Genomic DNA, 26728 nt, shown 5'->3' with positions numbered 1-26728 from the left:
CACCTCCATCCCTAATTTACATAAGCTTTCCTAATGGACCTAAATCAATATTTAAATCTTCGGCATCCAGACCAAATAATTCCTTCAACTCTTCCATTTTTTGCTCTAAATTCATTAAAGCAACACCAAGGTTCTCGATCTGCTCCTCTGTTAAATTACCGCCTTCCACCCTTCTCATTGCATGCCGTTCAACAATTTGTCTCAAAAGCTCTATCACCGTCATGACTAATTGTGCAAGCCCATTTTCGGCATTATCTGGATCAAGATTAATCCGGCCACTTTTCTGATTCGTTGGCTGCATCAGACAACACCCTCCTTTGTGTATCAAATTGTTGAGAAGAAATACTTGGATTGTTATTACTAGACTGTACAAGCTTTTCAACGGATGAAATCAATACCCGTAAATCTAAATAGACGAGGTCTACTCCCGCTATTGAAATAATTAAATCTCCTTTGATAGCAATTCCTTTATCCAGTATTACATCTAAAATATCAATTAATGCTATATCCTTGTTTTCGACAGATTCCTTGATCGGCATTCTTATCCCCTCACTTTAAACCCGTAAAATGATACGCTGGCCAGGGACCCGTTAATTCTAGTGTAAAGCCTTTAATATCTAGCGACTTTTCTTTTTGTTTCATTTCTTCAAGAAAAAAATCTACCTGAGATTTTTCAAGGAAATATATACTGTTCCAACACATATTTTCCTTTCGGCCAGTCATTTCTTTACTCCAATTTTTCTTCACAGCAGCATCTATTGCAAACTGTTTCATCTGTCTATGCACTTCTTCACAAATCCTGTTTTTTTCCTTATCCAATTCTTCGTCAACGAAACTGTCTATTTTTTTCCTTTCAAAGTAACGACGTCCTGGCGATAATTGACTGATTTCTTTTTTCTTCGCTTCTACAATAGGGCTGTGGCTGCTTATATCTTCTTTTAATTGTGTATCCTCACAATAGATTTTCAGATTCCACTCTTCTCTTCCTTTTATCTGTGCTAACATTTCTTCCATCTGGTTCTTTTTTGGCTCGACTGTTTGGTATAGTCTTTCTTCATTTTTATAGATCGTACAAAATTTTAAGGGAATTAATGTATACATCTTATAAAGGGCCATAATGGTATGATGGTGATGCAGGGCCTTTTGCTGGAGCCACTCTAAATCATTCTCTGTCTTCTCTTGAAGCGCCTTCTCTGAGAACTCTGTTTCATCGAGGCCGCAAACTACTGCCTCCATATTACCTACAGAGACCGTATATATACTACCTCTACCATCAAATCCTTTTATTTCTGGTAATGGGTTCTCTTTAGATTCAGTTTCCGGGATAAATCCGTACAGATAGATTAATTCTCCCATTCTGTCACCTCACTTCTTCCTGCTTGCCATGTCTTGCCACTGCTTCATTTCAATCAGCTTTGCCTGCTCATAGCGATACAGCAACTCTTCTTCCTTCTTCTTATAATCAGCTTCTGGAACATCTCCTTGCTCATACATTGTCTGTAAATGAATAAGCTTTCGCTGAATTGTTGGAAGATCATATAATTCTTTATCAGCTTCTTCCTTAACCTTTTCACCTATTTTGATCATGACATTCATTGGTGCTGTCACTATCTTGTGCAGCATTTGATCAACTCTCCTCCACCGTTAATCGTATATTGACAAAATTATATGCCGGCCATGGTCCGCTGTATTGAAAATCAACCTTATCCTTCCACTTTTCATGTGCGTCATTAACAAGCTGGTCAAATTCCGTTTCTTTCTCTCGATCAACTAAAAAGGAGGCATTTAAGAGCATTTTTTCCCCAACTGGATCATTTACCTTTGACGCTTCAGCACTTCCCTCAAGAGGCGTATAAACGTCTTGCTCTATTTCATGGATAATGGAGGAGAAAATTTCCTGTGTTGCACCACCTAACTGAATTCTGTCATAGTATCCAGCCATCTCTGTTTTACCTCGCAGTTGTCCAGTCAACTTTTCTACTTTCTCATTGGCATAAACTTGAGATTTCAGCCAGTCAGTTTTTCCAATCACTTTCAAACCGAGTTCCATTTTTCCTTTAATTGCAGGGAAAAGCTCTTTTAATTGGGGATAAAGGTTCTCTAACAGTACTTCTATATCTTCAACTGAATGAAAGACATTCCCAAAACTAATCGGAATAACCGTATCATTCTCAGTCATCACCTTAGAAACAAGCTGCTGATGCATCATAAGGTTTTCCTTATTTGGATGATAGATCTTCATTGGTACCTCTGCCGCAACCATTGCTGCATCCTTATAGTGAATGGTAAAAACAGACCTTTCTTCACCATCTAAAAAAACACTGCCGAAATCTTCTTTATCATTTGTTTGAATTCCACAGAAAACATATATTCCTTTCTCTTGTTCCTCTATCATTGTTTTATCCCCTTTCTTCTTCCTTCATTTTCTTGCAAACTTCGAGGATAAGCTCATTTGCTTCTTCTATCTTGAGTCCTAATCCTTGAACAACTGAATGACCTAACAAATCTAGACAAAGCTGTTGAAAATCCTGCCGGGAACCATTGATTGGTATATCCTCCAGTTTGGCTATCCGCGCTATTTGAAGAGAGGTTCTGAGGCTGGGAGCTCCTTTTCTGTTACCAAATTCCTCACGCAATTCATGTATCAACCCGGAGATTATCTCAGCACCCTTCCTGTCTATTCCTAGTTTTTCCCTTATAATAACAGCCTCTTGATCTTTACCCTTAAAGCCAACATGTAATGTTATCAATCTATCTAATAATGCATCTTGCGTTTGGTAAACTCCTGAATACTCATCCGGATTACTAGTAAAGATCACCGAAAATTTAGGATGTACCTTTAAAAACGGCTCTGTAGACTTTAAACCATATAGCGGTAATACACCTTCTTCCAAAATGGAGAGAAAGATATTATTCGTTGCTGGGCGAGAACGTGAAAATTCATCGTAAACAAGTGTATATCCGTGCTTGACTGCTTCAAGTAAACGTCCATCTTTCCATGATTCCGTTACGGTTTCATCTTTTTTATATACAGACCTGACATACTGATCAACAACCTTTGAACTGGTATATCCGTTAAAACTTCCAATTAAATCCTTATTGTCTAATTCGTGATTTCCATGCATCAGCATTACTGGCCGTTTGATCTTTTTTGCTAAAGCTAAGGCGATCGAAGTTTTACCTGAACCAGAGGGACCTGTAAAATGTACAGGATAACCTGCTTTAATATACTGTATAGATCTTTTTATTAATGATTTCGTTGACTTATCCTGTATTAAAGCATTGTTGTCTGTCGTGACTCTTTCATTTAACACGGTCATCTCCTGATCCCTCCATCATCTCTAACTCTCTACACCTACCGCACTTCGATAGCGAATTTCCAGTCTCTTATATGCAGTTATCTCTTTATCTTCATCTAATAAAACTTCATACGTTCCTAACATTTCGTCCTTTGCATATCTCTTCATATATTCTTTTTCTTCCACTACCTCAATCTTTATCTTCCAGCCACCTTCCTCTAGCTTTTCTACGGAAGTTATTTTATGTGGTGGGGCAACATTCTCTCGAAAAAATTCATTGACGTTTTTCATGATTTCTTTAATTTTCATAAATTACCTCCTCTAAACAATGGGAGAGAGGGCTATATCAGCCCCCTGACTATCAAACACTAAAAGATGCTTCGCTTCGTTCATTTTGCTGTGCAGGTAATCCTTCTTCTTCCACTTCATCTCTTAATAGACCAACAGCTTCCGCATAACGCAGCCATGTATCCACACTTGCAATAACGACCCTTGTTTCCACTGTTAATATTTCAATTCCTACTACAGATACTCTTGCGAATGCATCAATCACAATTCCCTTATCTAAAATTCTATCAATAACCTCTGCTAAACTTGAACTATCCGTCGTTTTTTGAATGGCCATGATTTATTCTCCTTTATTATAAGAATTTTAAGAGCTAACTTTTGATATCCTTTGATGATTTAATATTTGTTGAACTTTTGATATTACTTACACCTTTGGTATCCATGTAGCTCTTAATATGTTGAATCCCTTTAACTTCTTGATAGCTTTTTATCTTATTGTGGTTATTGGCGGAGGAAATGCTCTCTTGGAGGTTTTTTCCTGCCTCCTTGACATTACCTAATTTCTCTCTTGCGGAAAGCAGGACATCCTGAACCTTCTCTTTTGCCTCTTCTGCATTTCCATGAACCTTTTCCTCCATTTTTTCTATCGCCTTTTCTTTCAGTTTGTCGTTTGCTTTTTCTTTTAAAGAATCAGGCGACTTTTCATACGCTTTTTTCACCACTTTTTTAGCCGTTTTTTTAATTGGATTATTCATTAGATCCTCCTTTAGTGTACCGGCTAATCCTTTGCTTGAAGCTCGTCCAGCTTTTTCTCTATACTTTCCAAACGTTGATTAATCTGCTTGTTTTCCTGTTTTATCTCCTCAAAATTTGAACCTTTCTCCGTTTCATTTCCTTCTGATTGTTGAGATTCCGAGCTTGAAAATTTCCTTTTTGCCTTGTTCCAATAATTAGGGGCAGCCTGCTGTACAGTTGCCATTACTTGTTGAGAAATCAACTGTTGCAAATTCCTTCCCAGTTCTTTTGCAATAAGTTGTCCTGTCTCAGATTCCTGAACCCTGTGACATAGCTTTTGAACCGTTCCAGGATTGGATAATAGTCCAACCCCCGCACCAGCTGCTCCACCTAATAAGATATACTTGATAGAAGTCTGATCACTTTTTTGATCATTTGAATGTTGACTCTCTTGCTCAGCCATCCGTGCACCACCTTTCATTTACTTTAAATGGTAAAGGCTGTATCTTGTTGTTTAGTTGATTGCTCCTCTTCATATCCTTCATTACGAAGGAGACCCACTGCTTCTGCGTACCTTAACCAAGTATCCACACTTGCTATAACGACTCTTGCATCTACAGTCAAAATTTCAATACCGACAAGTGATACTCTTGCAAATGCATCAATGACAATACCTTTATCCAGTATTCTGTCAATCACCTCCGCTAAGCTTGAACTGTCCGTCGTTTTCTGAATACTCACAAAAAGATACCTCCTAATCTTCAAATGGCAATTACCATTAATGAAGTTATAGATATCTACCACGCAGAAACACACTCTAAAACACTGGCAGGATAAGAGTGGTAATTAAATGGTTAAAATTCCTTCTATTTTTACATTATTTGAACATTTTGTAATAGAAAATGATAGATACGATGCGTAATCCATTCTATTAACTCCATTATTTATTACAAATCTTTTACTTTTATTATTTGTCTGTTACATCCTCTTTCATATTACCAATGATTGGGAAAGGCAAATTAATCAGGGGGATTGGTGGTTAATTGACACCTCTTATGAATGGTTACAACGTCAAAAAATTAAAACACCCAAGGGTTCCATTTATTGTGGATAAATATCCAGCAATAATGTAGCCATGGGTGTTTTATTCTCGAGCGAATTGTATTTCCGTTTTATATTACTAAGTGGTTAGGAGGTAATTGGATCAACCAAAACCTGCATTCATAAATGTAAGCATGGTCACACTGCATTTCAAGCTCTTTCTATTCCCGCAACTCCAAAACCGCCTGGTCCGGCGTGAGTCGAAATCATTGCACCAGCCTGTATCCATTTAATATTTTTAAATCCATTATCTTTTGCAATATCGGTCAGATTCCTCTTGATTTTTTCATCTAAACCAATAGAATAAATTAGATATAGTTGTCCTTTATCAATGTTATATTGATGAAAATACTCTTGAAGCAGCTTTTCTGTAACAACGCTCATTTTGCCGCGATATTTTTTGGTTGAAACAAGTTTTCCATCTTTCAATTCAATGCATGGCTTTATTTTTAACAGGGCCCCTCCAAGATACGCCAGGTTACTTACTCTTCCACCTGCTCTTAGAAATTCTAAACTGCCGGGAATAAAAGCTAATCTTGAGTTTGGCACGATATGCTTAATTTTATCTACTATTATTTCTGGTGCAATTGCAGGTTCTTTTTCTAGCAGATCAAGCGCATACATCACAATAGCTGCCAATCCTCCGGTAACATTCAACGCATCAATTAGATAAATATTATTCAATTCTTCTGTCGCAATTATGGCATTTTGAAAGGAAGAAGATGCTTTTGACGTATATCCAATATGGATAATCACACATTCCGGATACTTTGCCTGGATCTCTTTAAAAAACTGCTCATACTCATGAATATTAGTCGCAGTGGTGGAAGGTATTTTTTTCGTTCGTTCATAAAAGCTATAAATATCGGCTACCGGCAACGTACCATCTAAATAATCTTTCCCGTCCATAATCACATGCATTGGAATCACATGAACTGTATATTTGTCAGCAATCTCTGGCGGCAAATCTGCTCCGCTCTCTGTGGTTATTATAATCCTTCTCAAATAAATCTCCCCTTTCCTGCACTTATTCCCTTCGACTAACCTATCTTAACTATACATTAATATGAGTATCATTTCAGAATTTTAGTATGTTATGATGCTCTTTTTGAAAAATAATTCAAATAACCAGCTTCTTTCCTTGCAACACAGAGATAAACCATTCAGGGACTCAAGCTTTACAGCTATTTTTCTTTAAGCAGTCTGAGAATTTATGCAATCAAGAGAGGAATAGGGTTTTTAAAATTTTTCTTATAAATTTTTAAAAACTTATCGTGGAATGTTCTTGTAGATAAAAAATCCCCTTGTAGAGAATTTTTTATTTCACTCTATAAGGGGAGTAGATACATACTTATTGATTATGGTTTAAGGAAATCAGTGTTGTTATAGCTGGGATTAGGATATTTATAGAAACCTTCCCCTGTTGCTGTTCCCAATTTCCCTTTATCTATATATTCAGTTTTTAACAAATGGGCTACCTTCTCAGCTATCTCATCACCTGTCTGTTCCGCTTTTGCGTTGACGATATTATATGCTGTAGTAATACCAACAATATCAAGGATCGCAAAAGGCCCTTTTGGTGAGCCGGTAGCAGCCATCCACGTTTTGTCGATTGTTTCCACATCTGCAATCTCTTTAGCAAGAAGCATTTGTGCTGCATCTAGGAATGGGACAAGCAGTGAGTTTAAGATATAGCCTGGCTGTTCCTTGTGAAGAGGCAAGGCAATCATACCGATTTGCTTTGCGAACTCAGTTACCTGATGGAATACACTTTCATCTGTTCCCTCGTGTTTCATAATCTCTGCCGTATTATTTAACCAGATTTCGTTTGCAAAATGAAGGGCGAGGAACTTCGCCGGACGTCCTGTTGCTTCTGCAAACTGGCTTGGTAACAATGTGGAGGAATTCGTTGCAAAGATCGTATGATCTGGAGCTGCTTTCCCTAATTTCTCATAAAATTCTGTTTTGATCTTAACTACTTCCGGAATTGCTTCAATAACCAAATCAGTAACTTCCACTGACTTGTCCAATTCCGTGAAGTATGTAATTCGGTCAAACGCAATGTCAACTTCTTCTTGTGTGGCGCCAAGATCTGTTTTATAACGTTCTTTTAATTTCGTTATTGTAGCTTTGGATTTTTCAATAGCTTCACTATTAATATCATAAACGTTTACCCCGAAACCTTTAAAAGCAGTCTGGAAAGCTATTTGGCTCCCTAATACCCCACTGCCTGCTACAGTTATGTTTTTAAAGCCCATGTTAATTTCACTCCTTTTTTATACCTATATTATACCCTAACAGAAAAAGGAAGTGTACAAAAATAATTATGATCTTCGTTATATCTAGCAGGATGTATAATTTCCCGCTTATTTAATTCATTAACCTTTAATTAGATTGTTGATTGTAGTTGTTTCATTCAAAAAGCGTCAGGACATGAACCCAACGCGTTCAGTGATATAGCAACTGATAATTTATGTTACTATGTCTTTCTTTTTTTGATCCGGCCAATACCAAGTTGTCTTGCTTCTTTTTGTAAAGCTCTCAATAGGCTGATTGCCATTAAAGCAATAATGATAGAAAACGGTAAAGCTGCTATAACCATGATATTTTCTAATGCTTGAAGGCCGCCAGTATATAGCAGGGCTATCGCTATTGCAGAAAGTAAAATCCCCCATGTAAACTTTACTTTATTTCCTGGTGAAAGGGATCCGTTTGTTGTCATCATACCTAACACAAATGTTCCAGAATCAGCAGATGTAATGAAAAATGACCCAATAAGCACCATTGCAGTTATGGAGGTTATGAGAGGGAATGGATAATAGGATAAGACACCAAATAATGATTCTTCTGCAGACAGGCTTGATATGTCAGCAATACCATTATGTTCTAATGATATGGCAGACCCTCCAAAAGTAGAAAACCATAAAAAAACAACAATGGAAGGGATGAGCAGGACAAAGAAAACAAATTCTCTGATGCTTCTTCCTTTGGAAACCCTGGCAATAAAGATACCAACAAACGGTGACCATGCGATCCACCATGCCCAATAAAAAATTGTCCATCCATTAATCCATCCACGAATGTCTTCGTTTAATGGTGCAATTCTGAAACTCATTTGCGGCAGTGTTTGAATATATCCACCAATCGTATTGGTAAATAGATTGAGAATAAATAATGTTGGGCCAAATATAAACATTAGTAAAAATAAAGCACCGGCTAACATCATATTTGCATTGCTTAATATTTTAATTCCCTTACCTAAACCAGACCATGCTGATATTAGGAATAGTACGGTAACAATGGCAATAATTATAAATTGCATCCAGAAACCTTTAGATATCTCAAACAAATATGCCAAACCACCATTAATTTGTACTGCTCCAAATCCTAGCGATGTTGCAACACCAAGAACAGTTGCCAAAACAGAAAAAATATCAATAGCTTTCCCTGTAATTCCGTTCACCTTATCACCGAGTATCGGATGCAAAGTTGCACTAATTAACCCTAATTTATTATGCCTGAAATGAAAATAAGCAATTGCAAGTGCGACAATGGCATAAATAGCCCAAGCATGGATACCCCAATGAAAAAAAGTAAACCTGAGTGCATCCTTTATAGCTTGGTCGGTACCAACTTCACCAGTAGGAGAACTAATTGCATAATGGCTAATCGGTTCTGCCGTTCCGTAAAAAACAATTCCTATCCCCATTCCAGCACTAAATAACATAGAAATCCAAGTTATTCTGGAAAATTCCGGTTTTTCATCTTGGTTACCGAGCTTAATTCGGCCAACTGGTGAAACTAATAAATATAGACAAATTACGAGTACAATAGCCACAAGAATTAAATAGTACCATCCAAATGCATCAGAGAAGAAATTTTGGATATTCGAGGTGCTCTTCTCTAATGGGTCAGGTATCATTATTCCAGCAATAACGAGTAAAGCCAGTAAAAATATTGAAATATAGAACACTAAGTAACGTTGTTTCATTTCATTTGCCCCCACTTTAGTTTAACGATATATTGTAGTATCCGCTATTTTCACAATATTATCATGCTTCCTTTTACGAACACTTTGTTATTTCTGTTTTTATAAGTACCCGTTACTAATAAAGCGGGAGCAAAATAAATCAAAAAGAACCATTCACCTCAACAGGTAATAAACTTAGACACTAATATAATAAACAATAGCTGCATCCCCTGGCATCAGGGAGAAACTATTGTACGCTTTCATTATATTAAATAAAATAATTTTCTCCCCTAATAACCATACCGTATATGCATCCATTAGGCTTAGTGGCACCTGTTGCGCTAATGGATGAGGTTGTTCTGCTGTAATTATTCATCAGAACAGTTTGATCCTTCATTCTATCTGTCCGTTCCTCTGCAACATACTCCTTACTCCTTATAAACGATTACGAAAGAGGCTGTTGAGAAAGTACTTTCTCAACAGCCTAAACACAACTGATTTTTCCTGTTCTTGGGAATTAACTAAATTGTATTTTTTTATTTAGTGTTTGTAAATCCCCCATCAATACGGATTACTTCACCATTAATGTATTGTGCCTTTGAAGTCAACAGAAACGTAACTAATTCTGCAACCTCTTCTGGTGTACCTAACCGTTTTTGCGGTATCCCGTTTGTTGCGTTTTCTTTCATTTCAGGATTCGCTTCGTAGAATTCTTTAACCATCGGCGTTTCTGTAGGTCCTGGAGCAATGGCATTCACTCGTAAACCGTCTTTCGCGTACTCTGCAACCATACTTTTTGTTAGACCAATAATACCATGCTTTGTAGCAGAATAAGTAACGACAGAATCTTGACCGATTACACCTGCACTTGAAGCTGTGTTAACAATGGAGCCTCCACCATTCTTCATCATTTGTTCTGCTACATAACGTACTCCATATAATGCTCCAAGTAAATTAATTCCAACAATCTTTTCAATTTCGTTAATTTCTGTATCTAAATAGAACTTACCACTACCAGATATACCGGCATTGTTAAAGAAATAATCAATGGTTCCAAAATGCTCCATCGTTTGATTGACATAGTTTTTAACATCAGCTTGTTTGGAAACATCTGCTTTAATAAAAATAGCGTCAACTCCTTGCTTTTTCACCATTTCTACAGTTTCATTACCGCCTTGCTCATTTATATCCACAACAGAGATGTTAACACCCTCTTCAGCTAGGCGAATGGCTGTTGATTGTCCTAAACCACTACCTGCCCCTGTAATAATAGCTACTTTTGTCATATAAAATTCCTCCAATATGTAATAAAGACTAAACGCTTCTTTTATTAGTATTACTCTTTTCATATTTATATAAACCACATTTATTGGAGCATGAACATGCAAAAGAACAAGAGCATAGGAGGAAGAATTGTTTATTATTACCATACTTTTCGACTTTAAAGAAGCTGCCGAATTCTTTGAAAGTGTACTAAAGGCTATAAAAGAAATAATGTTAACAAATGTCAAAAATAAAGCCAATGAAAAAGGTGGTTTCATAAACAAGAAAAGTTGGTAACGCTCGGTAAGGGATAAACACCCCTATTCTCCAATTATTTAATCGATTCTAAAAGAAAATATGTAATTCCTAGAACTTTTTGTAAGGAATAAAGTTTTAATAACTTGATAACATTTGTTTGGTTTGCTTTCGTCATCTGTCCATCAAAAACCCCCCGCTTCTATAATAGAAACAGGGGTTTATTACTTAACGATAGAAAATGGCATGGAAATACCTTTCATTACCAGCCTCTTCGTTTATTATTGTTTACATCATTTTCGTCTTCAAAGACCGCCATATCGTGTTCACGGGAATCTGTGTTTTCATTTACTATTGAGTTACTGCCTCGTGCTTCAGTCACTCCACCATTGTTACGTCCCTTAGTAACAACACCATCTGGATACATGTGTGTGTTTTCTGTTCTGTTATTTGTAAACGTTGTATAAACATCATTTTGGTTTTCTTTTGTTTCTACAAGCACAAGAATATTTCCATCTTTAAGATATTGTTCATATTCTTTCGCATGTTCTTTCGGAATCCCTGCACCAACTAAAGCACCAACAAGTCCACCGCCAACAAGTCCAGTAATAGTTGCTGCAAGTGGCCCTGCTGCTACAGCTGGTCCAATTCCCGGAATCGCAAATAAACCTGCTTCAGCAACTAAAGCTGCTAAACCGCCAAGAACGCCGCCTGTTCCGGCACCAATTCCAAGTCCTTTCCCTGCGTTTTTACCTCTTTCGCTGCTGTCAACTTCTACGTCTGCACCTGTACGGTCTTTAATGTCGTTTACTTCATCTTTATCTTTTGCTATGATAGTTAAGTCGTCCCGACCATACCCTAATGTTTGTAATTCCTTTACAGCTCTAACTGCATCTTCTTCATTTCGAAATACTCCACCAATAACTTCTTTTTTCATCTTTTCATCAACCTCCTTAATAATGGTTACATTCATTCCATACCCGCTTCCAAACAATATCAATCATTTTTTATCGGAGTTTCCACCTCCGGAGTTGAAAAAAGCCGGGGTTTAATGGAAGGACAATTCATTAGCATATGAAGTCTATTACCATAAATTGTAGAATATATATCGGTAATCTTATCTAGCAGATTCTATTTCATTAATTTTTCTTATTTTTGTTCCATTTGGTTAAGACTTGGTATCTGCAAAACCTTAATAGATTGTTAATCTTATGGAATTACCCATAACGCCGCTTCGAGTTTGCACTGGGAAAATATAGAATAAATGGTAAAATAATATTTGAGGATAAGAAGTTATTTTCTAATGAAAGGGGATTATGTGGGTCTTATAAGGAAATATACTCAACAGTTTGAAAAGCCAGAAGGTTTTATTGGGATCTAAAAATATTTGAGTCAGTATGTAGGGCATAGACCAATTATTTTACCTGATTCTGTTGCGATAAAACTACAACACCTATTATAAGTAACCTGCGGAATAGACGCATCACACACGACTAGACCCTCGCCACGTCTGGCATAGAGACGTGTCTCCCTTGATATTTTTACTTTTTACATTGCGTCAACTAGTGGGGAAGGGGCGGTATATTTACACATAAAAAAAGATGGTATTAAACCGCCTTTGTTAAACTAAAGCTCCCCGTTAGTTTAAATACATTACTTCACAATCTTTTTTACACCACAAAAAGCTCAATACCTTAAATGTGTGGTCTATGCAAAAAGACGACTCCTTTTTAATAACGAGCTCCAAGTGTTCGCCACCTTTCGAATGACTTTATTGTGCAACCTTGATCATAAACATATTTAATCAAGAAAGACTAATGATTGCTTTGTATATAGCTTAGATAGAGTCTACAAGTTCAGACTTACTGTAGCTGCTAACCTCCTGTTTATTTTTTATTCGTGCCCAATATAATCAAGGCAACATAGATTACGATGGCAATAGAATCTACAATCGTATCCGTAAGAGCTGAAACGTCAAGTAATGCAGTTACGCCAAGAATGACAATCAGTCGGACGATCAGGATCGCCGCGATTATCCAAGCGGCAATAGTGATTTTAAATTGCTTACTTAGGAATGACATGTAAATGAATGCAATGCCAAAGACCAGATTTTCTGCCGTTATAATGTGCCAAACATATGTGAATACCGTCCGGGTATCCATAGGCATCGCCTTAATGTCGAGTGTCGGCAGCACAACGGATTGCCCATTCCAAGCATGCGTAACGGCAAACAGAATTGCAAGAATCCCTACAAACAGATAATAATAATTCCTAACCTTGATGACGATCACAACCCTTCTTAGAAAATTCCGGTTCATTGTCTCGGATATCCTTGTAAAGCTCGCGGACGAATTCTGCCAATCGTTGGTCACTTTCTTGATTAAAGTCCCTTAACGTTTCGGCTACCATATCGAGCAGCTTGCTGACCTTTTCCAGATGAGTAATCTTCATCCGTGTTTCTGCGTTTTTAGCATCGAGGAACAAAGCAACATCTTCACAGTAAGCGGAATCAATATTTTCCACTTTGCGGATACCAATAAATTTCTCCTTGATTTCGTCAAGAGAAAAGTCCGCATACTGCATGATTTGAATATTCATCAAGTCTATGAGGTCATCCCTCGAATACTTGCGGTACCGATTGTTATCCCGAGAAGGCGAGATGATCCCAATCCGGTCATAATACCGGAGTGTATCCTTGGGTATCCCAAGTTTTTGTGCAACCTCTTGTATAGAATAAAGTTTTTCCATGAACCTAGAATATCATTGGAGTTGACTCCAATGTCAAGTAGTTTTTATACTTTTTACTTCATATACTTTTTTAAAAAAACTTGTGGTCAAATGAACTGCAAAATCCGGTATTTAACGAAAAAAAGATTGATAAAAATGAAGTCTTTTCCACTGTGTTTAAGTGTGGTTTTTATAAAAAGTTCAATCATTTTCTATACTATTCAATAATCTGGCCCGATTGTTGAACACAAGTTAAACATCAATCTTCAACTAATCTGCCCTTGAAGTTAAAAGAGAGCGCCATATTGACGATCCCTTTGTTGTTTTAAAGCACCGTTTGTTGAATAAAAAAATCCTCTTAATCGAAAAACTCCATATGTGCTTTCTCTTGCTTGTAGTAATCCAATCTATCTTGTAGTGTACCTGTATGAAATTCAAATTTATGACCATCAGGGTCTGTAAAATAAATTGACTTTTTATCTCTCTCATCTCTTGGACGACCTGATAAAATGTTCACATTCAATCTACTTAGTTTCTCGTACATTTCATCAAACTTTTCTTCTTCAATTGAAAATGCTATGTGTGTATAGGATTGGTTTATTTCATTTCGAGGTATATCTTTCTCTATATTGAGAGCAAGCCATATTCCATTTAAATCAAAGTATGCAGTACTTCTGCCCTTTACTAACAATTTAGCATCAAGTACATTTTTATAAAATTCAATAGAAACTTCTAAATCAGAAACTGAAAACAAAAAATGATTAAGTCCTTTTATCGACATTTTATTACCCCCAAAATAGGTCCTTTTCTTCCAAATTACGGACATCCTCCTTCAAGTAAACTGCCCGTTTGCTCAAAATCTCTAATTCAATAATTGCATAATATTCCTTTTGTTTTTTTCAAAAAATAAAAGACAATCACTGATTGCCTTGTTCAACTCTAGCCACCCTTTATTTTAATACCAACCTAATTTTGTAGTTCCATCTTTATAAACAATTTTTACTTGATGGTCATAATTAACAGGAGTCTCCGAGAAGCGGGTATTGTCAAATTCATTTGAGGATGAGGTGTATAACAGTTTTTCTTCTAATGCTTCATTATTTGATTCTAAATTCTGAATAAACGCCATCCAGAATACATTCAATTCCTTACTATTCATTGAAGCAATATCATTGTTTTTAAATTGTTCTTCTAAGTAACTTAAATCTCTAATTAACATTATGCGGATTTGTTCGAGTATTATGTTAATGATCCTATGAATAGAGAGATTAGGTCGGATATATATAATGAGAATAATAAACAATCAAGAGTAACTGGAATCATTTCTTCCACTGCCTTTGATTCATCTACCTTACTCCTTTAATCCTTACTTAACAGGCCTAAACCCCCACCAATGGAAGTCGCACTTTATTATACAAAAACACCTAACCATATTGCGATAGCAAGAGCGAGGCAAAGCAGCCGCTTCTCAACTGCTGTTAATTCCTCTACATTCTCTCCATTTACTCTTAAGACAATCCAGATTGCATAAACTAAGATAGTACCAACACCTATTGCGGCAACCGGACGCGTACAAGCAATCCAGATGATCAGCAATCCTACAATCATGAAGTAAAGTAAAACAGGAAATTTGGCTCCTTTAGTTCCCATACGTTCTACTGCCCATACGACAGACGTTCGTTTCATTGGTTTTGCTTTTTGGTCTGCATGTCTGTCAGGAATATGATGAAACATGACCCATGCCATGCACCAAACGGCATTAACGAGCGCATTTTGCCATGCCCAACCTGGTATAGATTCTAGCATTATCCATGGCAAGGCAATGGCTATCGCTAGCATGGTAGGAAATAAGCTGAACCATTCTCCTATAAAAGGAATATAAGCAAATTGAAATGGCTTCAAAGAATACGACACTGCACCCCATATCCCAACTAAGGTTAGAATGGCGAATTCTAGATAACCGAATACAGTAAAAAGAAATGCCATTAAAATTAAGAAAACACTCATCAATGTGCCAAGCTGCTTTAGCATGGTTACCGTCATTGTATTCGTTTGGATCACTCTACTTCCACCAGAAAGTATGCCTGGACTATATTGATCTGTTCCCGATTGATGGTCCGCTATATCATTTAACACATGCGTTAATACACCATGAATCAAAATAGCACCTACCAAAAGTACAGAGGTGGTTCCCAATAAGGTTAACCACGAAATTTGATAATAGAAAATCAATGGCAGGAGCATAGATAGAATCGTTGCTACACTGGAGAATACAACGGCAACTAGACGTAATAACATACCAATTCTTTTTAGACTAAATGCTGATTGAGCTGGAATCATAGCAAACATCCTTTTTATTTTTAATTTTGGGGTACAGACAACATTTTAACGAAAATATACGCTAAGACAATATTTGAAACAAATTTTAATATAGCAACCAGTACCAGGTCATGGAATAAATATCGTAGCACCTGGACCCATTGATGAACCAGCAATAGAACCAGCTGCTCCAAATACGGTTTTCCCCATCCTATTCGTAATTTCACAAGGTTTCAGGATACGTTCAGCACGAGTCGTTGCACCAGTATCCGTTCCAGTATCGCCCCAACCGTTTTCTTTACATCTGGACTATCTTCGTTTCCATCTGCACATTAACAGAGCCGTCTTTTCCTTTAATTTCATAATAATAAGTCAAGTCAAAGCTTTCAATCTGATAATCAGAAATGTTTGTGGTTGAAAGCGCTTCTTGCAATTGCTGCATACGATCTTCTAACATGGTTTCACCAACGTTATTCACAAGTATTTATTCGTCACTTCATTAGGTAAAAAGCATATCTGCTTATTTCAAATACGCTCCCGTTTGTTTAACAATAGGCTTTATTTAAATATTGGGTTCAATTGTTTAAATATCCTCGTATAAGCATCTTTTATATTTGCTTCATTTTCAGTATGGTTGTATAATCCGTATCCCCAAGTCTTAAATGAGACTCCTTCTGCTTCCTCCAAACTTCGTTTATCATTCGTACGCATAATTGCTGTAGCATACATTTGGTAATTAATATCTGGAGTGTCCTCATAAGTCATATCATCCTACCCAAATGGGAGATGTGCTTTTTTTGATTCAATAAAGAAGACAGGTATTTTTATGTCTCTATATACTTGTGCATATTGGTGTTCCCCAGCTTGTTCCAGATATTGTTTCATAATGAAAACAGCTTCGTACTCATTAGAAACCTTTGCAACTTTTGATTCTAATTCTGCTAAAGTTATGCTTTTAATATTAACATTCTCCTCACGTACTTCGGGTAAGTTACCTATTACACCAATAATCAATCACTCCCATCGTAAATAGGGGAGTCAACCTCGTTTTCTGCTTTACACCCCACTAATAAAAAGAATAAAATTAAAAATCCTATTAAAAAATAGACAATGTTTATTGAAAAACCCCTTTAATTCAAGTCCTGTTTTAAACAGATAACTTCTTCAACATAACTGCCCTTTACTTCAACAAAGATAGTGAATACCTTTATTCAGCACTTGCACCCATTTGTTGAATAGTTTTTATTTATTTTGATAAGATATCATCATTTTTATAAATCTTATAACTTGTTAGCACACCTACTAAAATCAATAAAATAGCGAATATGTTTATCACAGTGAAATTAACTGTATAGTCACTTGGAGAATAGCCCCCTGCCGTCGCAGCCTGAAAAGCAACCCGTCCCATCATAGGAAATACCTTATTCAAAATATTTGTTATAAACAATATACAAATTCCCATAACAGTTATTAGATTGCAAAAGAAAAAAAGAATTTTGTTCATCTTAGCTTCCCCCTACCATTTTTATTGCCCTAAATTTAACTAATTCTTGTTGAACTACACTGCCCGTTAGTTGAATAGCGTATCTGAAATTAATTCTAATATAACATTATAAAACCCTACACCGAAAATAAAAAAGAGACGGTTAAAATTCCGTCCCTTGTATACGTATTATATTCTCATTTTGCTTAACGGACTATGCTTGGCGTGTTGGTTAGTCAAGTCCTCGGTGTCCATCTGGATATATCGCCGAACCTTAGCGAGGCTACTATAACCGAGTATCTTTTGGAGTGTCATAATGTCGCCTTCGTTTGTAATTTCGGTTTCCGTTTCCTTTGAACCCTATAATGTCATTAAAAAAGCCTCCTCCTCCTATGCGATGATTTTAAATCCAACGCTAGAAGGCGGAACACTTACAGCTTAGGTACCGCAACACTACGTAAGTAATAGCGTTAAATACTTCGACCTAAAATGCCGTAACAATCCGGTTAATGATTCCGACTGGTCTCGAACCAGCGACCTCCACCCTGTCAAGGGCGGTTTGAACAATTAGGCAAGTTCATGTAGTTAAAACAAATTCGATTAATTCCGGTATATAAAGGTTTTTATTAGTTTTAAAATTAATTCAGTTCGTTTAATTTAAGCTAAAAAAATAAGTGCGTTAGCAAATGTGTTAGCAAGTTAAGAGTAAAATGGTCTGTTATACTTCTTTGCATTGATACAGTATAGTACAGAATTGAATATTTATATTTTTAGTAAACTCATTAATTTACATTATTCTGATTTAGAAGGACGAGTACTATCCATAAAACCAACGAATTAGGTGGAGTAGCATTATTTATACCTTTGCTATCTAATTTTTATATTTGGATATTCTATCTGCACAGTATCCGTTTCCTACGCAATACAAGAGAGTATACAATTTTTTTACCGCTTGCAGCAAGTTAATTTTGCTCTGTTAAATTGATGACAATATCTTTAGACGCATATCTCCGCAATTATGATTAATTCGACTTTCATTTGCTTTATCGGATATAAAAAAATAGCCATAACCTTTATATGACAAGGCTTACGGCTATTATTATGATGAATTTTATGAATGGTTAAATTGTATTTAACACGAACTTAATCTTTATGAAAAATTCTACCCTACATCAACCTTTAATCTTTCGAAAAATTCTTTAGGTGCCTTATCCTCACTAATGACGATTCGTACTGTTTTTTCTTCATTTTAAAAATAAGCCTTACACATGCGGAAGGCTTATTAATTGTTGATGATCCAGATTAAATCGAATTTAAAATAATTTCTTAAGAAAAAGACCTCTGCCATTATTATTAGTCAACTTGTATGACTTCTGCAATTAATTTATCAGTCTGTGTCGGCTCCGTCCATACAGATACATAATCTCCATTTTCTATTAGATTAATGTCAGTGATCCTACCTTCAACTTTAGTATTTTCATTAATATTTACTTCATATGAAGGGTAAGAAGCCTCCGGATCATCGGCTGGTGGTCCAATTATTAATATGTCTTCATTTAACTCTATAACAACCATGTCTAAGTACTCGCTCTGTGTTTTAATTGTATTATTGCGATTAATTAAATTAGGCTCTTCAGACTTTTGATTACAACCAATTAATAAAAAGAGAGAGAAAATTAAAACAATAATATATTTCTTCATATTAACCTCTTCTTTCTAAAAAGCTTACGCTCAATGTAAGTTGGAAACTGATTTAGTAATTTCTTTTTATTGTGTGATGCAGCAATTATCCCGCATCCCTTGATACACAAGGGATACAGGCTCCTGTTCCAGTATGATTCCGACTGGTCTCGAACCAGCGACCTCCACCCTGTCAAGGTGGCAAAGTACAAATGAACACGTTTTGATAGGTTAGAAAATCCTTGGTATGAAAGGTGATTAAATCGAATCAACCAGAAGCTTTAATATTAGAAATGTAAATGTTGGTCGGCAAGATGTCGGCAAGTTTTGGCACACTAATTTATAATATTTGCACTAGTCCAACTTCTCATGGGACCGGAGACCATTCAACGTAATTTCAGTCTGTTTCAAGACATTTCATTCAATCAGTTAAGTAACTTTAACCTTATTACCTACTATTTCATTTAAGTTTGTGGTTAACCGTTAGTTTGAGACATAGTTTGATAATCTATAAATATCTTTTTTGCTTTTTTTATGCTCCTCATAATAATATAACTATAAAACTGACAAACTAACAACAAACCCTTCTTTATAGATTACTCCTGTTAGAGGAGTAAGGAATTAGAACGTAAAATTAGTGTTCACAATAAAACGGATATCTAATGCCAGATCCCGGCTTTTTAATAATAGCTTATTATCTAATTTTAAGTCTTCGCTTTATTTTATGTTTACTTTTCTTAGTAGATGTCATCTAGCACATGATCTCCTGTGTTCCACATATGTTTGCATTTGGGACAGAGATAGTGATAATATTCTTTGTGTGTTACGATATCCGAGTTGATATGAACTTCGCTTTGGCACTCATTGCATTTGACAAAGTACTCATCAGTTAAATATCTAAAACGTCTTTCGTTCGATCCCACTATTGTAGAAACAAGATCCTGGAAAGAAGATTCAGCATCCTCATAAGAAAGAAATTGCATTGTAGAATTTAAATTATTAAAAAAATTTAAGTTTAAATCAGTGAAATACTTTTCCAAGTTTTCATGAATTTCTGATGGATTATTAGGCTTGCTGAAATCTTTTGTGTTACTCGAGAGAAATGCTACTTTATCAAATTTATCACGATTATTTTCAAAAAAATTAACTATGGAAAAAAAGATAACAGCATCTGTAGCTTCGTTTTTACTAGAATTTTTCCTCTCTTTTTTTAATTCCATTAAAAAGAAAGGGGGCAGTTCCTTGACAGCAAAATCAACTACAAGTTTGTCTATGTCCGCACTCCTATCTACAATCGCAGCAAAATCTGATATAACACTATCTATATGCTTTGCTCTAATTGCGTAGGTATACTGATAAGAGCGCAAAGATAGCTTTCTAATGTTCCTTATTTCAATTGACAAATCTCTCTGTCCGCTCGGTTCTGGGATATGTTTAACTAATCCTTCGTACTTCTGAAAATCATCATCTATTTTCTTCTTATAAAGCTCAATTCTCTTATACTTTAGACTGTCCCATTCAACCAGTACTTGTTGAGGTAATATAAGTTGTGTATGAGGACCATTCACACGCATTAAAAAATCATAAAATTGTTCTTCCGAGTATTTTTCTGGTTCTAAAAAGTCAATAAGGATATTTGTATCCACAATTAGAGCGTTTGGTTTATTCATTAATCTCCCTCCTAAGCTAAATCCATTCTAATATTACACAATATTTCCATTTAAAACAATTAATCGTTAGTAGATTTTTATTAGCCAGAAGGCAAATAGTCATACCTGTAGAGGTTACACTCAAATAAATTATTGGTATACTATGAAAAATCACAAAATAGAAATGAAGGATTTAGACGCTAAAGCTAGTTTCCTTGCTTTATCTACATTATTGATCAATAAGGGAATCTTAACTAAAGGAGAATTTAACGACGTTACAGAAAACTGTGGATCTGTATAATGATGAGTTAGAAAGCAGACTAAAAGAAAAATCCTAGCTTAATATACAAACTACGTTCGATTGAAAGAAAACAAACAAAAGTGACTTTTAGTTAATCCAAATGGATTATCTTTTTCTATTGCACAAATTTACTTTAGAGATACACAATAAGAACAAGCTCATGAAAAAAGGTGTTTTAGCGCGCGTTATTTAGATAAAGCAGAGTGGACACGATATTTATCTATTGATCTAACTTTAAAAGCGATTCATCGAGATTCAAAGATGCTAAGAGAGTCATCACCAATTAAAATAAAACGAGCTATATCGAGCAAAAAATTGGGACTGCCGAGAGAAAAGAACTAAAGAAAAATGTACCATGAGAAGGTCCAAGTAACACCAGCCAGGAAGGTTGATTCGTTTTCCTCTTACCTATTGTCGCTAAAGGAAGAAATAGAAACGGAAACTACTTAACCCCCCCACGTAAAAAGGTGGAGACATATTAAATGAGTGGATGAACCACAGTGAGATAACAGGACAAAAATAAAGGACCACCACATAATGGATAGTCCTTTAAACTTTCTATTTATTATTCGAGTAAAATATACCAATTAAACCTATACACACTACCACAACTGCAAATCTTTGTGATATTATGTAACTTATAAAGAATAACGAAGCAAGAATTAAAGAAATCCTTATAAAAGTAAAAATAACTCTACCCAATTCTGGGTTAATGTCAAAAAAGTTATCATTAAAACCATCCTTAATTCAACCAAATTCTAGTATTACGAGATCCTATCATCATCGAGAAAAGATTCGCACCCCAAGCAAGTAATAATTCTTAATGGTTAATTGGATCTTTCATGTAATTAGATAAAACTTGCACTGATTTGACTTCTAATTCTTGAAATAAAACAACAGTCAAAATCCCCTGCCGCAAGAGGACTTTTCATAAAACTGTGATTTATTTCTTTTTCTTTTTATTAGCTTTCTCTTTGTTTTCAAGGTATTTCTTATGTTGTTCAGGTGTTACTTCAAAGCAAAATGCTTTTTTCCCTACATCTTTAGCGTAAATTCTTCTTCCTTTTACTGTAATCCATGGTCTACATATCATCATTTTAATTCACGTCTCCTCTTCATTTTAGAATAAAACCCTTGCAGAAGAGGAAAGATAATGATACATTATAATTAGTTTTCGCCAAAAAACTTTATAATTGTAGCGACATTCATTATCTAAATTACATACAGTCGTTACACTACCGTAGGCCCTCTGCAAGGCATGCGGTTTTTTATTTTTCGCCTCATAATATGTAGCTCCTTCCTAAAATATATTTACTAGTTTTATAGTTTGTTCAATTGAATTTCGGCTACTTTTAAAGACACGCCACATTGTCTAGATACTTCTTCCTTTGTTAATCCTTTAATGATATTTAATGGTGCTAATATTTCCCCAGCAAATGTATTAGCTTGCCATTCAGGATCTTTATATGAAGGTATCTTTTCTTTATTATGATTTCTAGCTAAAGCAAAGAAACCTGGTCTGTGCATAATATAATGGCCTATCTCATGAGCAATTGTAAACCGATCTCGTGGAACTCCATCTATTGCTCTATCATAGACATCTTGCCTAATTTTTATTTTATTTGTTTCGGGAAATGTCAATGCATAATCATTAGGCATTTCATTTTTTGGTGCAATTTCAAGTGAAAAATCAGAATCTATTTGACTTAAACCAAATTCAAGAAACGGAATCACTGGAAAATATCTTTCATCAGATAGTTCAAATTGATCTCTAATTAATCTTGTTAAATTCCTGATATTTTTTCTAGATGTTGGTTCCGCTATGAATTCACTCATATTTCACCTTCCTTTACCTCTTTTTATGAAGAAGATTTTTTATAATAACTTTATCATCTTCATTCATGCCATCAATGGATCTGGCTAGAGCCATCATAATGTCTTTATCACTGTTCGTTAAATTTTTTAAGTCAACTTTGTTATTAATTTTTGACTCTTCAGCTGAGTTTTGCAGTTTAATCTGTTGGTCATAATCTAATGTATAGACTTCCGTTATTTTTTTTATCCAGTCTTGAGGAACATTTCGCTTGCCATTTTCTACAGCGGACAAATAAGATGAGGTTACTCCGAGTTTACTAGCCATATCCTTTAGTAAATCACCCTCGTCAATTCTTAGTTTTCTACAAAACTTCCCGAATGCAGTTAACATGGATTGCTCCTCCTTCCTAATTTAAATTTCTTTACATATATAATTTACAACAATCCGAAAGAAAAATCAACAGTTTTTTTGTTAATTTTAACTACTATTTTCTAGTTAATTAATTCCCTTTATTTCTCACTAACATTAAATTAGCACAATAGTAGCTTGTTCGAGGGAATAACTGTTTATATAGTAATCAAAATCCTTAACATCTATAAAAGAAGCACTTCTAATGTGTTCCTTTTTCTTTTATTATGAATTTTTCATTGTTAAACATTGTTAATCAATAAAAATGAACCCATCATTCATTTAGGTGATGGGTGTGGTACACTCATCAGACAGTTGTTTCTGCTCTAAATATTTTTTCTCAATAAAAACTGTTTTATGTATGAGGATCACAATTTTGCGGTCTTTTTCGGAATATACTACATAAATCACCATAAACTATTTACTTTTACGTACTATGCATAGTACTTTATGCGCAATCAAGCAACATTGGAGGATATAGAGGATTTAAGAGAGTTGTTAAAAGAAAGAGAAGGAAATTTAAAAAAGGAGCGCTGACAAGACGCTCCTTTACGCTTTTATTATATAGTTTATTTTATAGACATAACCCTTATTCGCTTAATTCTGCTACTTGCTTTTCCAATGCATCCACACGTTTCTTGAGTGGATCCACTTCATACTCTCTAATTTTAGCAGCAAATCGATCTAATACTTCTGCAGCTTGTTCCCTAGTTAAAGGCAGTTTAGGATTGCTTCCATCGAAATAACCTTGCATCACTTGCTTTTTCCAGACTTCTTCTGCCCAACCACTAGGCTGATCAGGATTATTTGGTTTATCTACCTTTTGATCTAACAGTTGCTTCAACTCATTAATTTCCTTTTGTAATTTCTGTGCTTCCATATCAGCAAACCCTCCTTCTGGTGTTGTGGGTGTTGGATCAGTTTTCATCAAATTAAAGATTCGGACCAAACCATTTACGTGACCTTGTGCGATATCATTCAAGAATGCATCTGATTTTAAACGTTCAGCATCATTTGCTGCATCAATAAAACCATTCTCAGTTAAGATAGCTTCCATGTTTGATTCGCGTACCATGTGGAAATTAGCTTTTTTCCTGCCACGATCATACATGTTAGTCTTTTTAATGATTTCTTCATGCATAACATCTTGTTTCTGGGCAGTGCTTGAAGAATCGGAAAGTTTGTTGTAAATGAAATCTTCATACCCTGTACCACCACCAGCATTTATATGAACACTAATCAAATAGTCAGCTCCCCATACATTTGCATCATGTGTACGCTGATTTAAGGTTAATGTTCTATCCGTTGTACGTGATAATCTTACCTGGACATCTTTATATTGTTTGAGTAAATCTCTAATTTTTAAGGATATTTTTAATGTTAAATCTTTTTCCTGAAGACCGTTATCAACTGCTCCTGGATCTGTACCACCGTGACCTGGATCGATATATATTTTCACCATAAATAACCCTCCTCGTTATAAATTATTAAGCAGCATCTTTCGTTGACCCTACTCTTTTATTAAATGTTAACTCAAACAATCCTGTTGCGGCTAATCCAGCAAAACCGCCTGCCCACAGCCTTAAAATCACCTCAAGCTCCGTAAATGGTTCAGCTGCAGCACCGATTAATAAACCTACAACTAGGCTGATTAAAGGTATGATATTTTTTGGTAGGTTTACTGACCTTTTTACACCCTCCATTAAAGCTGTTACGATTGGCAAAATAACTGTTGCAAAAATCATTACTTCTTCCATTTTTTATTCCTCCTTAAAATAAAAATCAGCCCTTTTCCGGACTGATATCATCAATTCTCTTATGTGCTTGTTTAGTTGATTCTTCTACCCTTGTTACCCTTTCCCCTATTGCCCCAATTTCCCTTTCACTAGCTCGTAAATCGATTCGAATGTTTTCCACGCCATGACTGATATTATCAAGTTTCGTTTCGATAACGGCTTCTCTAGTCGCATCATTTTTAACATTCTTCTGGTGCTCAGTCTGTTGTTTTTGTCTATTTAATTGATACCCTAAGACACCAATTACAACTGATGCTATAGATAACATGACACCTAATTCGATTGTCATTCTTGATCCCCCTGAATTTATGACATAAAAAAGAGACCGCTAATGTGATCTCTAAAGATACCTCAAACATACTAATTGAATATTTTCGCTTTGTATTATCTAAAATATTGTATTCGTTCAAAAAGTCTAAGAATATTCACAACTATTAAACTACTTTGAACGATTATTAGAGTAGAAAGCGAGGTGAGGTAATTGAAATTTAAATTTAAATACAACCATAAGAAAAAAGAATTTTCTATCAAAGTCAATTTAGGTAAAATCCTAATGATAGTAATTGCACTGGCTTAAGCCAGTGCTTTTTACTGACATATTATTATTATTATTATTTGCTCTACGTCGTATAAGCTTCCTTGTGTGTAAGAAAAAACCCCACCGTTAAGATAAGGTAACTTAATCACGAAATAGTTTCGGTTCTACTAGGAACATTATTGTTCATATCTTTAATTGCCCCAGAAACGAAAGTTATATAATAACCTGATGGAATACTACTGTCGCCCCTAACACCTCTACTGTTAATATTGGATTATTTAGATTAGTTACATCCAGATTCATAGAAACGGAAGAGAATTTAAGGATCCAGGAATATCCCGGGCCCTCCATACTAGAGACCACGTTTTTTGGATAAGTCTCTGATAATACTTCATTAAACTCAATGATAATAATACTATTTGTACTGTCACTTCTGATGGTTGCTATATCTGAAATAGTATCAGCTGGTGGTTCACTATTCTCGTCTTATCCTTCTTTATCACTCAGTTTTATAACGAGCCTTCACCATGCAGGCGACTTTCGTCGCACACGACGATCCGTCAGCAGTAGAACCTTTGCTTATTTCCCCTACTTTTAGTATATAACATTATATTATTAAATAGTAATATATTTAAGTCATAAAAAATACACCTATTAGATGTAACTTCATAAGAATATGCAATAATTTTTTGGTACTTAAAAAATTTTTAATGAAACTTTTTTAAATGACCCCATTTTTTTCTGTATAATAATTTTATTAAATTAAAAGGAGTGGTACCTTGACTAAACTAGAAGCTATAACTTACAGAAAATCTTTTGATCAAATTTATTTTAAAACATATGGATCCCGTACTTCAGGTGATTATGAAATTACTTTACATTATCCAAATGGAGATTATATCTCCCTCCCTTCTATCAAAGGTAATACCCAAAATGGGTTAGAAGAGGCTAGAATAATAATTTGTAAGTACATTATTGATAATATGAATGGTACACACGATACTATCTTTAACCATTATTGTGTTAGTCCCGATAGGTCTCCTAATAGTAAAGATCAATGGAATCAATTCGAGGTTTCACAATTCATTCAACCATAGGGG

33 protein-coding genes and 1 pseudogene are annotated in these 26728 nt (G+C 35.3%); 1 reads left to right on the top strand and 33 read right to left on the bottom strand.

Annotated elements, in window-relative coordinates; genetic code table 11:
• Positions 1–16 precede the first annotated feature (16 nt).
• From ACFOY7_RS09780 to ACFOY7_RS09620, 33 genes and pseudogenes are all read right to left on the bottom strand, one after another.
• Positions 17–301, bottom strand: a complete 285-nt coding sequence (locus tag ACFOY7_RS09780) for a gas vesicle protein K (protein ID WP_390251839.1) — start codon at positions 299–301, stop codon at positions 17–19.
• Positions 267–539: a gas vesicle protein gene (locus ACFOY7_RS09775; protein ID WP_390251837.1), complete on the bottom strand. Its 273-nt coding sequence runs from the start codon at positions 537–539 to the stop codon at positions 267–269. Before ACFOY7_RS09775 ends, ACFOY7_RS09780 begins: the two co-directional genes overlap by 35 nt.
• Before the next feature lie 10 nt (positions 540–549).
• Positions 550–1356, bottom strand: coding sequence for a GvpL/GvpF family gas vesicle protein (locus ACFOY7_RS09770; RefSeq protein WP_390251836.1), 807 nt, complete (start codon positions 1354–1356; stop codon positions 550–552).
• A gap of 9 nt (positions 1357–1365) precedes the next feature.
• Positions 1366–1623: a gas vesicle protein GvpG gene (locus ACFOY7_RS09765; RefSeq protein WP_390251834.1), complete on the bottom strand. Its 258-nt coding sequence runs from the start codon at positions 1621–1623 to the stop codon at positions 1366–1368.
• Between the two features lie 4 nt (positions 1624–1627).
• Complete coding sequence (locus ACFOY7_RS09760) at positions 1628–2395, bottom strand: GvpL/GvpF family gas vesicle protein (RefSeq protein WP_390251832.1); 768 nt, start codon at positions 2393–2395, stop codon at positions 1628–1630.
• Positions 2396–2399: 4 nt separating this feature from the next.
• On the bottom strand, positions 2400–3320 hold the full coding sequence (gene gvpN / locus ACFOY7_RS09755; protein WP_390251830.1) for a gas vesicle protein GvpN: 921 nt from the start codon (positions 3318–3320) through the stop codon (positions 2400–2402).
• Positions 3321–3341: 21 nt separating this feature from the next.
• Positions 3342–3608 carry a gas vesicle protein GvpO gene (gene gvpO, locus ACFOY7_RS09750; RefSeq protein ID WP_390251827.1) on the bottom strand — a complete coding sequence of 89 codons (267 nt, stop codon included), beginning with the start codon at positions 3606–3608 and terminating at the stop codon, positions 3342–3344.
• A 52-nt stretch (positions 3609–3660) separates the two neighbouring features.
• Entirely contained in the window at positions 3661–3924 is a 264-nt protein-coding gene (gene gvpJ, locus ACFOY7_RS09745; protein WP_390251824.1) for a gas vesicle protein GvpJ, read from the bottom strand.
• A gap of 34 nt (positions 3925–3958) precedes the next feature.
• The gene (locus ACFOY7_RS09740) at positions 3959–4342 is read right to left on the bottom strand and encodes a gas vesicle protein GvpQ (protein WP_390251822.1); all 384 of its coding nucleotides are present in this window, start codon (positions 4340–4342) and stop codon (positions 3959–3961) included.
• A 23-nt stretch (positions 4343–4365) separates the two neighbouring features.
• A complete protein-coding gene (locus tag ACFOY7_RS09735) occupies positions 4366–4785 on the bottom strand; it encodes a hypothetical protein (protein WP_390251820.1) in 420 nt (139 codons plus the stop codon).
• Positions 4786–4808: 23 nt separating this feature from the next.
• Complete coding sequence (gene gvpJ, locus ACFOY7_RS09730; RefSeq protein WP_390251818.1) at positions 4809–5063, bottom strand: gas vesicle protein GvpJ; 255 nt, start codon at positions 5061–5063, stop codon at positions 4809–4811.
• Positions 5064–5573: 510 nt separating this feature from the next.
• A complete protein-coding gene (locus ACFOY7_RS09725; protein ID WP_390251816.1) occupies positions 5574–6428 on the bottom strand; it encodes a DegV family protein in 855 nt (284 codons plus the stop codon).
• A 353-nt stretch (positions 6429–6781) separates the two neighbouring features.
• On the bottom strand, positions 6782–7681 hold the full coding sequence (locus ACFOY7_RS09720) for a 3-hydroxyacyl-CoA dehydrogenase (RefSeq protein ID WP_390251814.1): 900 nt from the start codon (positions 7679–7681) through the stop codon (positions 6782–6784).
• Between the two features lie 221 nt (positions 7682–7902).
• Positions 7903–9414 (bottom strand): glycine betaine uptake BCCT transporter, encoded by a 1512-nt coding sequence (locus tag ACFOY7_RS09715; RefSeq protein ID WP_390251812.1) that lies wholly within the window; start codon positions 9412–9414, stop codon positions 7903–7905.
• Between the two features lie 515 nt (positions 9415–9929).
• A complete protein-coding gene (locus ACFOY7_RS09710; RefSeq protein WP_390251810.1) occupies positions 9930–10679 on the bottom strand; it encodes an SDR family NAD(P)-dependent oxidoreductase in 750 nt (249 codons plus the stop codon).
• 494 nt (positions 10680–11173) lie between these two features.
• Positions 11174–11848, bottom strand: coding sequence for a general stress protein (locus ACFOY7_RS09705; protein WP_390251808.1), 675 nt, complete (start codon positions 11846–11848; stop codon positions 11174–11176).
• Positions 11849–12797: 949 nt separating this feature from the next.
• Positions 12798–13202, bottom strand: coding sequence for a hypothetical protein (locus tag ACFOY7_RS09700; RefSeq protein ID WP_390251806.1), 405 nt, complete (start codon positions 13200–13202; stop codon positions 12798–12800).
• Complete coding sequence (locus ACFOY7_RS09695) at positions 13183–13659, bottom strand: MerR family transcriptional regulator (protein WP_390251804.1); 477 nt, start codon at positions 13657–13659, stop codon at positions 13183–13185. Before ACFOY7_RS09695 ends, ACFOY7_RS09700 begins: the two co-directional genes overlap by 20 nt.
• Before the next feature lie 337 nt (positions 13660–13996).
• The gene (gene fosM, locus ACFOY7_RS09690; RefSeq protein WP_390251802.1) at positions 13997–14419 is read right to left on the bottom strand and encodes a FosM family fosfomycin resistance protein; all 423 of its coding nucleotides are present in this window, start codon (positions 14417–14419) and stop codon (positions 13997–13999) included.
• A 174-nt stretch (positions 14420–14593) separates the two neighbouring features.
• A complete protein-coding gene (locus tag ACFOY7_RS09685) occupies positions 14594–14857 on the bottom strand; it encodes a hypothetical protein (protein ID WP_390251800.1) in 264 nt (87 codons plus the stop codon).
• 191 nt (positions 14858–15048) lie between these two features.
• On the bottom strand, positions 15049–15978 hold the full coding sequence (locus ACFOY7_RS09680) for a prenyltransferase (RefSeq protein WP_390251798.1): 930 nt from the start codon (positions 15976–15978) through the stop codon (positions 15049–15051).
• 277 nt (positions 15979–16255) lie between these two features.
• Entirely contained in the window at positions 16256–16435 is a 180-nt protein-coding gene (locus tag ACFOY7_RS09675; RefSeq protein ID WP_390251796.1) for a hypothetical protein, read from the bottom strand.
• 80 nt (positions 16436–16515) lie between these two features.
• Positions 16516–16722, bottom strand: a complete 207-nt coding sequence (locus ACFOY7_RS09670; RefSeq protein ID WP_390251794.1) for a hypothetical protein — start codon at positions 16720–16722, stop codon at positions 16516–16518.
• A gap of 6 nt (positions 16723–16728) precedes the next feature.
• On the bottom strand, positions 16729–16971 hold the full coding sequence (locus ACFOY7_RS09665) for a hypothetical protein (RefSeq protein ID WP_390251792.1): 243 nt from the start codon (positions 16969–16971) through the stop codon (positions 16729–16731).
• Positions 16972–17203: 232 nt separating this feature from the next.
• The gene (locus ACFOY7_RS09660; RefSeq protein ID WP_390251790.1) at positions 17204–17461 is read right to left on the bottom strand and encodes a hypothetical protein; all 258 of its coding nucleotides are present in this window, start codon (positions 17459–17461) and stop codon (positions 17204–17206) included.
• A 1332-nt stretch (positions 17462–18793) separates the two neighbouring features.
• Complete coding sequence (locus ACFOY7_RS09655; protein ID WP_390251788.1) at positions 18794–19141, bottom strand: hypothetical protein; 348 nt, start codon at positions 19139–19141, stop codon at positions 18794–18796.
• A gap of 716 nt (positions 19142–19857) precedes the next feature.
• Positions 19858–20790 (bottom strand): PIN domain-containing protein, encoded by a 933-nt coding sequence (locus ACFOY7_RS09650; protein WP_390251785.1) that lies wholly within the window; start codon positions 20788–20790, stop codon positions 19858–19860.
• Positions 20791–22013: 1223 nt separating this feature from the next.
• Complete coding sequence (locus ACFOY7_RS09645; RefSeq protein ID WP_390251782.1) at positions 22014–22166, bottom strand: hypothetical protein; 153 nt, start codon at positions 22164–22166, stop codon at positions 22014–22016.
• 224 nt (positions 22167–22390) lie between these two features.
• A complete protein-coding gene (locus ACFOY7_RS09640; RefSeq protein ID WP_390251780.1) occupies positions 22391–22906 on the bottom strand; it encodes an ImmA/IrrE family metallo-endopeptidase in 516 nt (171 codons plus the stop codon).
• A gap of 13 nt (positions 22907–22919) precedes the next feature.
• Positions 22920–23276, bottom strand: a complete 357-nt coding sequence (locus tag ACFOY7_RS09635) for a helix-turn-helix domain-containing protein (protein WP_390251778.1) — start codon at positions 23274–23276, stop codon at positions 22920–22922.
• 940 nt (positions 23277–24216) lie between these two features.
• A pseudogene (locus ACFOY7_RS18425) lies at positions 24217–24756 on the bottom strand (N-acetylmuramoyl-L-alanine amidase family protein); the annotation flags it as partial.
• Between the two features lie 25 nt (positions 24757–24781).
• Positions 24782–25051, bottom strand: a complete 270-nt coding sequence (locus ACFOY7_RS09625; RefSeq protein WP_390251775.1) for a holin — start codon at positions 25049–25051, stop codon at positions 24782–24784.
• A 25-nt stretch (positions 25052–25076) separates the two neighbouring features.
• Entirely contained in the window at positions 25077–25379 is a 303-nt protein-coding gene (locus ACFOY7_RS09620; RefSeq protein ID WP_390251773.1) for a hypothetical protein, read from the bottom strand.
• A gap of 1028 nt (positions 25380–26407) precedes the next feature.
• Between ACFOY7_RS09620 and ACFOY7_RS09615 the strand changes: the two genes are divergently transcribed.
• Positions 26408–26725: a hypothetical protein gene (locus ACFOY7_RS09615; RefSeq protein ID WP_390251771.1), complete on the top strand. Its 318-nt coding sequence runs from the start codon at positions 26408–26410 to the stop codon at positions 26723–26725.
• Positions 26726–26728: the final 3 nt, after the last annotated feature.

The organism is Gracilibacillus xinjiangensis (assembly GCF_042651765.1).
GTDB lineage: Bacteria > Bacillota > Bacilli > Bacillales > Amphibacillaceae > Gracilibacillus > Gracilibacillus xinjiangensis.
This window is presented reverse-complemented; position numbering and strand designations above follow the sequence as displayed.